This window comes from Bradyrhizobium sp. i1.15.2 (assembly GCF_040548425.1).
Taxonomy (GTDB): Bacteria; Pseudomonadota; Alphaproteobacteria; order Rhizobiales; family Xanthobacteraceae; genus Bradyrhizobium; species Bradyrhizobium canariense.
Window position 1 is genome coordinate 306,260 of record NZ_JBEPRQ010000005.1, and the last position, 13,745, is coordinate 320,004.

At 65.2% G+C, this 13,745-nt stretch carries 12 protein-coding genes; all 12 read right to left on the bottom strand.

The genetic code is table 11. The features are described from left to right. Positions 1-7: 7 nt before the first annotated feature. Genes ABIB80_RS13005 through ABIB80_RS13060 form a run of 12 tightly spaced genes read right to left on the bottom strand, consistent with a single transcriptional unit; the run spans position 8 to position 13,727 of the window. Positions 8-1,030: a xanthine dehydrogenase family protein molybdopterin-binding subunit gene (locus ABIB80_RS13005; protein ID WP_354127590.1), complete on the bottom strand. Its 1,023-nt coding sequence runs from the start codon at positions 1,028-1,030 to the stop codon at positions 8-10. A 1-nt stretch (position 1,031) separates the two neighbouring features. Continuing rightward, positions 1,032-2,627, bottom strand: a complete 1,596-nt coding sequence (locus tag ABIB80_RS13010) for a xanthine dehydrogenase family protein molybdopterin-binding subunit (protein ID WP_354127591.1) — start codon at positions 2,625-2,627, stop codon at positions 1,032-1,034. Between the two features lie 11 nt (positions 2,628-2,638). Next, positions 2,639-3,115: a (2Fe-2S)-binding protein gene (locus ABIB80_RS13015; RefSeq protein WP_007593025.1), complete on the bottom strand. Its 477-nt coding sequence runs from the start codon at positions 3,113-3,115 to the stop codon at positions 2,639-2,641. A gap of 5 nt (positions 3,116-3,120) precedes the next feature. Then, positions 3,121-3,939, bottom strand: coding sequence for an FAD binding domain-containing protein (locus ABIB80_RS13020; RefSeq protein ID WP_219684407.1), 819 nt, complete (start codon positions 3,937-3,939; stop codon positions 3,121-3,123). Continuing rightward, complete coding sequence (locus tag ABIB80_RS13025; RefSeq protein ID WP_354127592.1) at positions 3,936-4,385, bottom strand: SRPBCC family protein; 450 nt, start codon at positions 4,383-4,385, stop codon at positions 3,936-3,938. The genes ABIB80_RS13020 and ABIB80_RS13025 overlap by 4 nt, the downstream gene beginning before the upstream one ends. A gap of 5 nt (positions 4,386-4,390) precedes the next feature. Beyond that, positions 4,391-4,828 carry an SRPBCC family protein gene (locus ABIB80_RS13030; RefSeq protein WP_007593021.1) on the bottom strand — a complete coding sequence of 146 codons (438 nt, stop codon included), beginning with the start codon at positions 4,826-4,828 and terminating at the stop codon, positions 4,391-4,393. A gap of 9 nt (positions 4,829-4,837) precedes the next feature. Next, entirely contained in the window at positions 4,838-7,738 is a 2,901-nt protein-coding gene (locus ABIB80_RS13035) for a flotillin family protein (RefSeq protein WP_354127593.1), read from the bottom strand. Between the two features lie 25 nt (positions 7,739-7,763). Further along, positions 7,764-8,597: a phosphoenolpyruvate hydrolase family protein gene (locus ABIB80_RS13040; RefSeq protein ID WP_007593017.1), complete on the bottom strand. Its 834-nt coding sequence runs from the start codon at positions 8,595-8,597 to the stop codon at positions 7,764-7,766. A 3-nt stretch (positions 8,598-8,600) separates the two neighbouring features. After that, positions 8,601-10,814 carry an ABC transporter permease gene (locus tag ABIB80_RS13045; protein WP_354127594.1) on the bottom strand — a complete coding sequence of 738 codons (2,214 nt, stop codon included), beginning with the start codon at positions 10,812-10,814 and terminating at the stop codon, positions 8,601-8,603. Further along, complete coding sequence (locus tag ABIB80_RS13050; RefSeq protein ID WP_007593014.1) at positions 10,807-11,589, bottom strand: ABC transporter ATP-binding protein; 783 nt, start codon at positions 11,587-11,589, stop codon at positions 10,807-10,809. Before ABIB80_RS13050 ends, ABIB80_RS13045 begins: the two co-directional genes overlap by 8 nt. Further along, complete coding sequence (locus ABIB80_RS13055; protein ID WP_007593013.1) at positions 11,582-12,715, bottom strand: branched-chain amino acid ABC transporter permease; 1,134 nt, start codon at positions 12,713-12,715, stop codon at positions 11,582-11,584. The genes ABIB80_RS13050 and ABIB80_RS13055 overlap by 8 nt, the downstream gene beginning before the upstream one ends. A gap of 1 nt (position 12,716) precedes the next feature. Next, complete coding sequence (locus ABIB80_RS13060) at positions 12,717-13,727, bottom strand: branched-chain amino acid ABC transporter permease (protein ID WP_354127595.1); 1,011 nt, start codon at positions 13,725-13,727, stop codon at positions 12,717-12,719. Between the last annotated feature and the right edge of the window lie 18 nt (positions 13,728-13,745).

A 13,745-nucleotide genomic window follows, 5' to 3' on the forward strand; every position in this document is an offset into this window, starting at 1 on the left:
CGCGACCTCAGCGCCGCGCCTGAGGGCGCGCGCCGCCCTCGGCCTTGATCGCGCGCAGCACCTTCTCCGGCGTAATCGGCAGATCGTCGATGCGAACGCCGACGGCGTTGAAGATGGCGTTCGCAACGGCCGGCAATACCGGATTCGCGCACATTTCCCCGGGGCCTTTGGCGCCGAAGGGACCATCGGGAGCGGGGCGTTCCAACACGGCGATGTCGTGTGGGCAGATGTCGCCAGGACCAGGCATGACATATTCGACGAAGTCGCGAGGGCCGTGGACAGGGTCGGGATAATAGGGTTCAGGCGTCTCGTAGAGCGCGTGACTGACGCCCATCCAGGCGCCGCCGACGAGCTGTTGCTCGACCAGCCGCGGGTTGAGCGCGCGGCCGAGCTCATAGGCAGAGTCCATGCGGATCATCGTGACCTCACCGGTCTCGTCGTCGACCTCGACCTCGGCGACAAGACAGGCATGGGCGTAGCAGGTCGCCGGCGACATCTCGCCGGTTTCCGGATCGACATTGGACAGAGGAACCAGGAAGATGCCACGGCCAGAGATGGTCTTGCCCTGCTTGAACTGCGCCGCGATGGCGACGTCCTTGGTGGAGATCGAGCGGTGCGGCGCGCCCCTGACGTGGATGTTGCCCCGGCCGTCGGTTTCGAGATCGGCGGCGTTGACCTCGAGTTCCTCTGCGGCGGCCTCCATCATCACGCCGCGCGCCTCGCGCGCCGCCGCCATCACGGCATTGCCGACGCGATGGGTGCCGCGCGAAGCGAACGAGCCCATGCAATGCGGACCGGTGTCGGAATCGGCGGTGTCGACATAGACGTCCTCGACGGGCACGCCGAGCGTCTCTGCGCAGATTTGCCGCGTGACCGACTTCATGCCTTGGCCGAGATCAATCGACGACAGCGCTACGGTGAATTTGCCGCTTGGGTTGGAATGGACCAGGGCTTGGCTGGGATCGCCGCCGAGATTCATGCCGATGGGATAATTGACCGACGCGATGCCGCGTCCGCGATGTCGGGTCATCTCAACGCCTCCTGGTGCCGAACACGGATGAGAATCGACCCGCCCCGTGCGAGGGCGATGCCGGTCGCGGTGGCTGCGGCGGGGAGGGCGCGGGCGGTGGGGGCTCGCGCGGCGGTTCGCGCGACGCGGCCGTTGGAAGGCGATCATAGCTCGTGCGCTGCGGCGCCGGCGCGGTTGTCCGCGCGTTGGTGTCGGCAGGCGTCCGCGGGATGACGGCGCGGCTGCCGCCGCCGTCCTTGCGGGAGGAGGCACGCTTGAACTCGTCGCGGATCGGCCATTTCGCTTTCTCGGCAGCTACCTGGACGCACTCGATCAGCGCCGTGTTCTTGGCCTCGCGCCGGTGCGCCTTCATGTCGCCGTCGCGATAGGCATTGAGGATGCGGAACTCCATCGGATCCATGCCGACGAGGTTCGCGAGCTTGTCCATCTGGCACTCGATCGCAAAATCCATGGCGGTGACGCCGAAGCCGCGCATCGCGGTTGCCGGCGTACGGTTGGTGAAGACGCAGTAGACGTCGCCATAGACGTTAGGGATGGTGTAGGGTCCTGGCAGGTGGGCTGCGCATTTCACCGCGGCATAGCTCGAGAGCCGCGTATATGCACCGCTGTCGAAATATGCGCGGATCTTTCGCGCAACGACGCGGCCGTCGCGCATCACGCCATCCTTGATGTAGATGCGCTCGGCGCCGCGCGGCGGACCGTATTGCATCTCTTCTTCGCGTCCGAACACGTAGCGCACGGGACGTCCCATCAGCATCGCACCCAGGATGCATAAAGGTTCGGTCAGCGTGTCCACCTTGCCGCCAAAGCCGCCGCCGACGGTGCCGCCAATGAAATGGAAGGTGTTGGAGGGGACGTCGAGGATCTTGGCGCAGGTGTCGACCGAAAAGAACAGTGCCTGCGTCGAGGTATAGACGACATAGCGCCCGTTGGTGTCGGGCGCCGCGATCGAACCGTTGGTTTCGGTCGGCGCATGCTCGATAGGCGACATCTGGTAGCGCTGTTCGAGCACGTGATCGGCCGTCGCCAGTGCGGCATCGGCATCGCCGAAGCGGAGTTTTTGGTGGTCATATACGTCGTGATAAATGAAGGCATTCTTCGGATAGGTTTCGTTGACGACGGGCGCGCCGGCCTTCAACGCATCTTCTACGTCGAACACCGTCGGCAACGGCTCGTAGTCGATCCGCACCTTTGCGATCGCCTCGAACGCCTTGCGTTCGCTGTCGGCGACGATGGCCAGGATCGGCTCCCCCTTGTAGCGGACCTTGTCGACGGCCAGCGACGGCTCGTCGTCCTTGCCGAAATTGATCAGGCTCAAAAGTGTGTTGAGGTTACGGGGGACGTCGGAGCCCCGGATGATCCGGCGCACGCCGGATGAGCGCTCGGCGTCCGCGGTGTCGATCCGCCGGATCCTTGCATGCGAATGGGTCGAGCGGACGACCTTCAGGTGCAGCATGCCCTGGAGCTTGTGGTCGTTGAAATAGCTCGACGTCCCCGTGACATGGCCGAGCATGTCCTGGCGCTGCGTGCCCTTGCCGATCTCGTTGAGATTGTCGTCGCGCTCGTCGGCGAAAATGTCTTTGCGCAGTTCCAGCATGATCTGGTCCTTCAGGCGCTCACCCGGCCACCGGAGGCGGCGAGGATGGCGTTGATGATCGGCTCGTAGCCGGTGCACCGGCAGATGTTGCCGGAGATCGCCTCGACGATCTCGGCGCGGCTCGGCGAGGGATTGCGATCAAGCAATGCCTTGGCAGCCATCAGCATGCCCGGTGTGCAATAGCCGCACTGGGCAGCAAAATTCTCGGCGAAGGCGCGCTGCAGCGGATGGAGGTTCGGTCCCTGCTTCAGGCTATCCAGCGTCTCGACGGAGCGGCCGGCAACGGTCTCGGCCAGCGTCAGACAGGAGAGATGGAGTTCGCCGTCGATCAGGACACTGCAGGTGCCGCAGCCCCCCTGGCCGCAACCGAACTTCGGCGTCATGTCGCCGATCAATTCGCGAAGCGCGACGAGGAGGTTGGTGCCACCATCAACGAAAATGGCGACATCGCTGCCGTTGTGGCGGAATTGCAGAGCAGTCTTGGCCATACGATCTATTCCTGACCCAAAAGAAGACGACGCAGATGGACGCCGACGATCTCGCGGCGGTACCAGGCGCTGCCGAGCGCGTTGTCGGACGGCGATGTTCCTTCCGCGGCTGCAGAGGCTGCGGCCGCGACGGTCGCGGCATCGAGCGCGCGGCCTTCCAGGGCGCGTTCGGCCGCCCGCGCACGTATTTGCGTCGGCGCCATCGATCCCAATGCAATTCGCGCCCCGGCGATCCGTCCGCCACTGATAGGCAGATGTGCGGCGAGCGTGATGACCGAGCCGCCCTTGGGCTTGATCCGTGCGATCTTGCGGTAGCGAAAAGCATCCGCGTTTGTCGGTCGCGTGCACGACACCGACAGCACGAGCGCACCCGCCTGCCTTTCGCGCGACTGCAAAAACTCCTCAATTGGAATGTCGCGCGATCCAAAGCCGCCTTGCAGGGCCACCGTGGCATCGAGCGCAAGCAGGGCGACGGTGAAATCGCCATAGGGGTTGGGCGCGAACAGATTGCCGCCCACCGTACCCATGTTGCGCACCGCCGGGCCACCGATCGAACGGGCAGGGGCGTGCAGGAAAGCAAGGTCGCGCTCGCCCAGAATCCGGGCGAAAGTTACACCAGCACCTAGGGTGATCCGCGGGCCGGAGGGGTCGATGCGCGTCAAGGCATGGTCATTGGCGCGCACGACGGTCGAGATCGAGATGTCGCCTTCGTTCAGTGCGCGCATCACCAGCGTGCCGCCGCCGAGATAGCGCGCGTTGCGATCGGACGACAGCGCGGCCGCGGCCTCGCTCGAGCTCGTGAAGGTCTTCACGGTCACAGTCATGTTGACACAGCCTCCTTGAGGTACCGCCGGATCGCTTCGAATCCCGCCTGGTAGATATCTTCCGCGACCATGTGGGTGATCCGGTCCTTGTCCTCGGGCCGTGCCGAAAAGCGGGATTCCCAGTGCCAGAAGGTGCGGTCGCCATCCGTGACGGGCAGCAGGCGGACGTGGGCCACGTAGTTGAACATCGGGACCGGCGTATCGAGCAGGCAATAGCTGAAGGTCTGCTCCAGATCCGACAGCGTCAGCAATTGCTCGCGCAGCTCCGAGCCGTCCTGCAGCTTGAAGCGCCTGACACAACCGATCTTGTCCGAAGCCTGCGCGCGCTCGATCGTGGAGGTCGCGACCGCCGGATGCCAGCGATCGTGCCCGTTGAAGTCGCGCAGCACGGCCCACACGGAGCCGGTCGGCGCATCCAGGATCGTGCTCTTGACGATATGCGGCACGGCGCTCAGCCTCCGAACTGGCGCTTGAGGGCGTCGAAGCCGCCCTGGAACACGCCGCCGCCGATATTCGCGACGAGCTCCGCCTCCCGCTCGGGTGCGCAGTCGAACTCGGCGGTCCATTCCATGAAGGTCTGGTCGCCATCCGTGACCGGCGTCAGCCGAAGCGTCGCGACGTAGTCCTCGACCCCCATCGGGGATTCGAGGATCGAGTAGGTGCAGAACATGTCGTAATCGGACAGGCCGAGCAGCTTTTCCCGGATACGATCGCCGTTGCGCAGGCGAAAATCCCTGACGCAGCCGATCTTGTCGGAGGGCTCGCCGCCCTCGATGCGGCTTTCCGCAATCGCGGGATGCCAGTTCGGCAGACCGTTGAAGTCGCGTACCCGCGCCCAGACGCGATCGTTGCGTGCGTTGACGACGGTTGAGACATAGACCCGGGCCATGGGGCGACCTCAGCTCTTCTTCCGAGGGCTGCGCTCGGCGGTCGGCTCGCCGTCGGACGAAGGCGAGGGCGCAGCGGTCGGCTTCTCGCCGCCGCCGCCCTTGCGCGCGGAGTCCTTGATGCCCTGCATGTCGCGAGCTTCTCGGATCAGGCCTGGCATCTTGGCGAGGCTGCCGCCTTCGACGCCGATGTCCGCAAGAAGCGAGTCGATCAGCGGCGCCTGGACGCGATAGCGCAGCGCCGAGTCGATCACCTCGTCGGTCGCGCTCCGGCCGCCATTGCCGCCATGGCCGTTGCCGTTGAGGCCGTCGACCTGGAGGATGCGGATGCCCTCGATCTTCTCCATCGGCTTGACGCTCTCACGGACGATGCCCTCGATGCGGTCGAGCAGCTTTCTACGGAACAGCGAGTAGCGCGCCTGGTCCGTCAGCACGTTCTCGGCCTCGTTGAGCATACGCTGCGCCTCGGCCTCGACCGCGGCGCGGATCCGTTCGGCTTCCGCGGCAATTCGCGTCTCCTCGGCCTGCTTCTCGGCGATCAGGATCTCCACGGTCTTGCGACGCTTCGCGATCTCGCTCTCGCGCGCGGTAATGACGCGCTCGGTCGCCTCAGTGGCATGCACCCGCGCCTCCTCGGCCGAGGTCTTGGCCGCGGATTCCTCCAACGACTTCAGGTGGATGGCAATCGCCTTCTCCATCAGAACGGTCTCGACCTCCTTCTCACGATTGATTTCAAGCTTGCGCAGCTCGCGCTCGCGGCCGATGCGGGCCTCGTCGAGGCCGCGATCGGAGGCAATGCGGGAGCGCTCGACCTCTTCACGCGCGGCAATCTCGGCTTCCTGCAGCGACTGGACGCGAGCGACTTCGAGCTGTTCGATCGAACGGCGACGTTCGATCCGCGCCGCCTCCAGCGCATGCTCGCGCGAGACGTCCGTGGTCTCGACCTCCTTGCGCGCGACAATCTCGGCCTGCCTGACCTGGCGGTCGGCGTCGATGCGCTCGGACTTCTTGGTCGAGAGCGCGATGACCCGGTCCTCATCCGCGATCTCGATCGCCTTCTTGTGCTCGATGTTGAGGACTTCGCGCTTCCTGGAGGACGTGATGCGCTCGGTTTCGAGCGCGAGATCGACGCCGATGCGCTGCCGCTCGATGGTGTCGCGCCGCTTCAGCTCGGCCGCCTCGAGCACGGCTGTGCGCTCGATCTCGAGCGCGCGTGTGTCACGCTCGGCCTGAATACGCTCGGCTGCAACAGACTTCTCCTGCGCGATCCGCGCGGCTTCGATGGCTTCGCGTGAGGCGATGTCGGCTTCCTCGACGGCGCGGTTGCGGGCGATTTCCAGCGACCGAACGCGTTCTTGTTGGGTGATGCGGGCAGCTTCCGTGGCCTCGCGTGCCGTGACCTCTGCGACTTCCAGCGTCTGATTGCGTTCGATCTCCAACTGCCGGGTATTCTGCTCGACCGCGATGCGCTCGACGGCGAGCCTATGCTCGCGGTCGATGCGCGCCGCCTCGACCGCACGCTGCGCCTCAATCTCGGCTTCCTGGATGTTACGCACCTGCTGGATCTCCAGCGCACGGGTGCGCTCATCGGATGCGATGCGCTCGACATTGACAATCATGGTCTGGGCGATGCGGGCCTTTTCGGTCGTCTCGCGGGCAGCGATCTCGGCTTCGTCCACGGCGCGCGTCCGGTCGATCTCGCGGCGCCGGGTCTCCTCTTCGTTGGCGATGCGGGCGTCCGTCACGACGCGGTCCTGCTGGATACGCGCTTTCTCGATCGCCTCGCGGGCGGTGATCTCAGCTTCCTCGATGGTCTGCATCCGCTCGATTTCGCGCTGGCGCACCTCGCGTTCGGAGGCGATGCGGCTGGTATCGATCGAACGCTGGTTGGCGATCCGGGTCTTCTCGATTTCCTCCCGTGCGAGCAGCTCCTTCTCCTCGATGGTGCGGGTGCGCTCGATCTCCCGCTGACGGGTCTCACGCTCCGAGGCGATGCGGGCCTCGGCGATCGCCTGATCGTTGGCGATGCGGGCCTTCTCGATGGTTTCACGGGCGGAAATCTGCGCCTGCTCGGCTTCGGTCTCGCGCAGGGCCCGCTCGCGTGCGACCTCGGTGCGTTGCAGGGCCCGGCGCATCTCGATGTCGCGCTCCTGTTCGAGGCGCGCCGTCTCGCTTTCGCGTTCGATCTCGAGAGCCTGCCGCTCGGCCTCCAGGTTGCGAGAGCGGATCTTGATCATCGAATCTTGCTCGATGTCGTTGCGCAGCTTGCGCTTGGCCTCGATGTCCTCCATCAGGCGGGTCAGACCTTCGGCGTCGAAGCGGTTCGAGGGGTTGAAGAATTCGAGATCGGTCTGGTCCAGATCGGTGATCGCGACTGACTCCAGCTCGAGTCCGTTCTGGGCGAGGGCCTCTGCCGCGTTTGCCTTGAGGCGGGCGACGTACTCGCCGCGCTGTTCGTGCATCTGCTCGAGGGTCATCTCCGAGGCAACGGAACGAATGGCGGAGATGAATTTGCCGGCGAGGAGGGCGTGGAGCTGTTCGGGCTCCATGGTGCGGCGGCCGAGCGTGGCGGCCGCGATAGACACGGCTTCGCGGGTCGCCTGCACGCGGACATAAAAATCGGCCTCGATGTCGACGCGCATGCGGTCACGGGTGATTACGGCGTCCTGGCGGGAGCGAACGATGCCCATCGGCTGCACGTTCATGTTGACCGGCGTGTAGTCGTGGATGAACGGCAGCACGAAGGCGCCGCCGTTGATCACGACGCGCTCGCCGAGCAGGCCGGTCCGGACGAATGAGGTCTCCTTGGACGAGCGGTGATAGAGCCAGTTCACGATGTAGACGCCGACCACGATCACCACGACGGCGACGATCAGCCAGAGGATCAATTCACCGACCAGAGTCCCTGACATGTTTCTCTCCCTCGACCTTTGGGCGTTATCGCGCGCCGATCGCCTTGAATTTGCGAACCTGATCCGTCAGTGCCCGCTCGACCGGCAGCCGTTCCATCGAGGAGGCGCCGTAGAAGCCGTGGCAATTGCGTGTGTTCCTCATGATGAAATCGGCATCGTCCGGATCGGAGATCGGTCCGCCATGAGCGAGCACCAGAATGTCCGGATTGACGCCGAGTGCGGCGGAGGCCCAGGTGTCGATGTGCGCTGGGCAATCCGTCAGCTTGAGCGCTGTCTGCGCGCCGATGGTGCCCCCGGTCGTCAGGCCCAGATGACAGACGATGATATCCGCGCCCGCGATCGCCATCGCGGCAGCTTCCTTCTCGCTAAAGACGTAGGGCGTCGTCAGCAGGTCCTTCTCGCGCGCCTTTGCGATCATGTCGATCTCGAGCGCATAGGACATGCCGGTCTCTTCGAGATTGGCGCGGAACACGCCGTCGATAAGGCCGACGGTCGGAAAGTTCTGCACGCCGGCGAAGCCGAGCGCTTTCAATTGGTCCAGGAAAAGATCCATGTCGCGGAACGGATCCGTGCCATTGACGCCGGCGAGCACTGGCGTCCTGGAGACGACGGGCAGCACTTCGCCGGCCATCTCCAGCACGATGGCGTTGGCGTCGCCGTAAGCCATCAATCCCGCGAGTGAGCCTCGGCCAGCCATGCGGTAGCGGCCGGAATTGTAGATGACGATGAGGTCGACACCGCCAGCCTCCTCGCATTTGGCCGAAAGGCCGGTGCCGGCGCCGCCGCCGACGATCGGCTCGCCGCGCCTTGCCATGTCGCGGAAGCGCTTCAACAGTGCAGCGCGTTCAAACCGTGCCATCGGTCACCTCGCTAGTCTCCGGCGCGCCCCAATGCGGCCGAACAATGTTCGGAACGCGCTGACAATGGTGGAGGCGAACTCGGGGTCATTGATGTTCTTGGGAACGCGGATAAGCTGACGGTTGGCGGTCTGCCGCACGTTGCGCTCCAGCGTGCGGAACAGCGCCGCATCGGCATCCGGATCCCAGAATGGCTGTCCTCGCGCGTCGAGCGCGGAGACGCCGCCCTCGGGCAGGAAGAAGCGCACCGGCCCGTCCATCCGGTTGAGTCGATCGGCGATCCAGTGCCCCATGCGCTCGTTCTCCTCCGCCGTGGTCCGCATCAGTGTGACCTGCGGATTGTGGATTTGGAATTTCCTGCCGCGGTAGCGCTCCGGGATCGTCTCGGGAGCGCCGAAATTCACCATGTCCAGCGCGCCCGCCGAGCCGACATAAGGCACCCGGCTGCGGATGATGGCGCCAAAGCGGTCGTCGGTGGCCGGGAACACGCCACCCATCAGGAGGTCCCCGACCTCCGTGGTCGTGAGGTCGATGACGCCTGCGAGCTGCCCGGAATCGACGAGCTTCTCCATTGAGCGTCCTCCAACGCCGGTGGCGTGGAAAACGAGACACTCGAAATCCTCGCGCAAGTCGGCCGCGATCTTCTGCACTGCCGGCGTGGTGACACCGAACATGGTGATGCCGACCGACGGCAATCCGCTGTCGTCGCGATCCTTCCGTGCATGCTGATCCAGGCGCGCCTTGACCATGCCGGCCAGCGCGTTGGCGCCGTTGGCCAGCACGGCGCGCGAGATCGAGTTGAGGCCCTGCACGTCGGCGACCGAATGCATCATGGTGATGTCCGCGGGGCCGACATAGGGCCGGACGTCGCCGGAGGCGACCGACGAGACGATGAGCTTCGGCACCCCGACAGGAAGCATCCGCATACCCGGCGCGACCAGTGACGCTGCGCCCGAGCCGCCCGCCGAAATCACGCCGGCAACATTGCTCTGGCGCCGCAGCCAGCTGCTGAAGGCCTCGGCCATCGCGGTGACGGCGGCGCCGCGGTCGGGTCCGAATACCGCCGATCCGCCGCGACCATGGTTCAAGGCGATCTCCTGGGCGGAGACGTCGCTGGCCGCGTGTCTGCCGCTGGTGGAGACATCGACCAATCGGGTTCGCAGGCCTGTCCCGGCGATGATGTCGCGGATGAAGCGGAGCTCCGTGCCCTTGGTGTCGAGCGTACCGACGACGAGCACGACCGGGGGGCCCTGCGTTTGCGTCGCAACCGGTTCGCGCGCTCGCCGTGTGGTCTCGTCGAGACGCATCACCTGTGTCGAGAACGTGCGGGCCGCGGCCTCGATGCGGGCGATCGGCACCGGTTGCGACCAGCGAGTCGGCGGCGTCGGGTTGGAGATGTAGATGCGGATCGCGCCGCCCGGCCGCGTTTGCGGCGGAGAAAGCTTCTCTTCCGTATCCGCCGGCGGCACGTCGAGGTCGAGCTCGAGTCCGGCGTGCATTCCGACGCCGAGCAGGCGCTGCTGCAGTTCGCGATCGGCGGCAAGCCGCACCGAATCGATGATGCGGTTGACGCGACCGTTGACCATGATCGCGACGTTGCCCGACACGGCGGTCGCCACCCCGATATTCTGCTCGATCACGAGCACGGACATGTCGCCGTCCTCGCCAAGCCGTAGCAGCATCTCCTCGACCTGGGCCACGATGACGGGCGCGAGCCCCTCGGTGGGCTCGTCCATGATCAGGAGCCGCGGGTTGGTGAGCAACGCGCGCGAGATCGCGAGCATCTGTTGCTCGCCGCCGGAGAGCTGGCCGCCGCCGTGATCCTTGCGCTCGGCCAACCGCGGAAACGTCTTGTAGATGCGCTCGACCGTCCAGGCGCCGCGGCGCAAGCCGGCGGCAAGCTGCAGATGCTCGTCGACGCTGAGTGAACGCCACAGCCGCCGTCCCTGCGGAACGTAGCCGACACCGAGTCGGGCTATGTGGGCGGGCGGCTGCCGGGTGATGTCATCGCCGCGGATGCAGATCGAGCCGCCGCTGACCGGCACCAGCCCCATGATCGCCTTGCACAGCGTGGTCTTGCCCATGCCGTTGCGGCCGACGACCGAGAACACGCCGGCCTCGAGCGTCAGATCCACGCCCTGCAGCGCATGCGAATGGCCATAATAGACGTCCAGACCGCGGACTTCGAGCGCGGCGGCGGTGCGGCGGACCTCATTCATGGCCGCCTCCGAGGTAAAGCTCCTGCACTTCGGGATCGGACTCGATCTCCTGCGGACGACCTTCCTTGAAGATCCGCCCGTTGTGCATCATCGTGACGCTCTCGACGACGCGCAGGGCGACGTCCATGTCGTGCTCGATGATGATGTAGCCGATATGCGCGGGCAGGGAGGTCAATATCTCGATCAGCTCGGCACGCTCGGTCGGCGACAGTCCCGCGGCGGGTTCATCGAACAGGACGAATCGCGGCGCGCCGGCAAGCGCAAGTGCAATCTCGAGCTGGCGCTGCTGGCCATGCGCGAGCTCGGCAACGCGCTGATCCTTCACGCCGGAGAGATGGACGGCCTGCACGAGATTTTCGGCCGCGTGCATCAACGCATCGTTTTGACCGGGGCGGAGAAACGAGAAGCGTCCCCGTGAGACGCCACGGCAGGCGAGGTAGACATTGTCCTGGACGGTAAGGCCGGGAAACAGCGCGGAGATCTGGTAAGTCCGACGCAGGCCGCGGCGGATGCGCTCATAGGGCGGGAAGTGCGTGACGTCCTCGCCGAAGAAGCGGATGGTGCCGGAAGAAGGTGGGAAGTCGCCGGTGATGCAGTTGAACAACGTGGTCTTGCCGGCGCCGTTGGAGCCAAGCACGGCGCGCCGTTCGCCGGGGCGGACGGTAATGGTGATGTCGGTGAGTGCCGCCAGCGCGCCGAACAGACGAGTGACGCCGCGCAGCTCCAGGGCCGCGCCGGCACCTACGACAGAGAGGCGTTGCGCGACGCTATCCATGGTTGGATCCTTGACTGGATCCTTGGCCAGATTCTCGGCCAGAGTCTCGGCCACGTCGTCCGCTTGAACTTGCCGCGCCGGAGCGTTGGCGGCGGCGCCAGCTCTGCCAGAGCCCGATGACGCCGTCCGAGGACCAGAACACGATGGCGAGGAAGCCGAGGCCGATCAGGAGCCGAAAGCGGTTGCCGTCGAGCCCCAGCTTGACCAGGAAATCGAGTGCGAAAGTGCGCAGCAGCACGAAGATCAGCGCGCCGATAAAGGGTCCGATGGGGCGCGTGATGCCGCCGACGACTGCGATGATGAGAATATCGATGCAGGCTCCGACGCTCACGGAACCCGGCGAAATCTGCCGGTAATTCCAGACCTGGAGTACCCCTGCCAGCGCCGCGACAAACGACGCGAAGACGTAGGCCGCGACGCGATGCGCATTGACGTTGAAGCCGAGCGCCGCCATGCGGCGGGGATTGTCGCGGACACCTTGCAACGCGAGGCCGAACGGCGCGCGGGAGATGTAGTCGACGGCGAAGTAGCACAGCGCGGCTACCGCGAGGACGATATAATAGAAGGGAATGTCGGCGCGCCAGTTGACGCCCCAGAAATGCGGCGTGGCAACGGTATTGATGCCGGTATGGCCGTTGAAAATCGCCCAGTTCTGGTTGGTGAAATAATAGAACGCCGCGCCGATCGCGAGCGTGATCATGATGGTGTAGATGCCCTCGGTGCGCACCGCCAGCGCGCCGCCGAGCGTGCCGAAGATGGTCGCGAGCGCAAGTGCCATCGGGACCGCAAGCCACCACGGCCAGCCCAGGCTGATATTGGCGTTGCCGCTGACGCCAAACACCGCGACCATATAGGCGGAGAAACCAGCGATGGTGAGCTGCATCAGGCTGACCATGCCGCCATAGCCGGCAAGAAACATCAGACTCAGCGCCATGGTTCCGAGGATCAGCGTGGTCGCAAAGATCTCGATCAGGAAGAAGCCGTTGGCGATCAGGGGCATGATCAGGAGAATGGCCGCGACGGTCCAGGCTGCCGGATTGTCGATCTCCGGCCATCCGCGCAATTTCGAGCGCTGCACCGCAGTGGCGGGACGAACCGGGACGCGGGCGTCGTGAGCGAGGGACATGTCAGCGCCTCGCCAACAGGCCCTGCGGCCGAATTGCCAGCACCAGAACCATGATCAGGAAGGTCACGACGATGGCGTAGGTCGGGATGTAGACCGAGCCGAGCTGTTCGGCGAGGCCAATGATGAGCGCGCCCAGCGCAGCCCCAGGAATCGAGCCCATCCCACCGACGATCACGACGACGAGGGAGGCGAGCAGGAAGCGGATATCTTCGCCTGGCGAGAGCGACTGGAAGGTTCCGCCGACGACGCCAGCGACGCCGGCGAGGCCGGCGCCGAGCGCAAACACCACCACGAAAACGAGTTGGATCCGTACCCCGGTCGCAGCCAAGATGTCGCGATCGTCGACGCCGGCGCGGATGATCATGCCGATGCGCGTGCGGTTGAGCGCCAGCCACATCGCCATGCCGATCACGACGGAGGCGGCGAAGATCACGAGTCGAACCAAGGGATAGCGGAGATAGACCGGCTCGCCTGAGGATTTGATCGCGGTGACCAGCGGCAGCTCCACAGGTCCGATCAGCCAGTTCGGGGTCTGGATCTGATAGAAATCGCCACCGCAGGCCCACAGCATCAGATCGGCGAACACGATCGAGAGTCCGATGGTCACCATGGTCTGGCGCAGGTCCTGGCCTTCCATACGGCGGAAGACGAGGACCTGGAGCAGGACGCCGACCAGTGCCGTCAGGACGAAAGCGACGATGAAGCTGAGGACCCATGAACCGGTAGCGGCGCTGATGGCATAGCCGACATAGCCGCCGAACAAATAGAGCGAACCGTGCGCGAGGTTGACGTTGCGCATCAGGCCGAAGATCAGCGTGAAACCGCTGGCGACGAGGAAATAGAGACCGCCGAGCGTGATGCCGTTGAAGAGGGCGTTGAGGAAGACCCGCTTGCGGCCGAACGCATCTTCGACGCCCTGCGGCCACACTGCGAAAATCAGCCAAAGCGCCACCGCAATCACGATGATGACAATCAGTGCCCAGGCAGGATGGCGCTCGACAAAGCGGGTCATGATCGCCGCTCCGTCTTC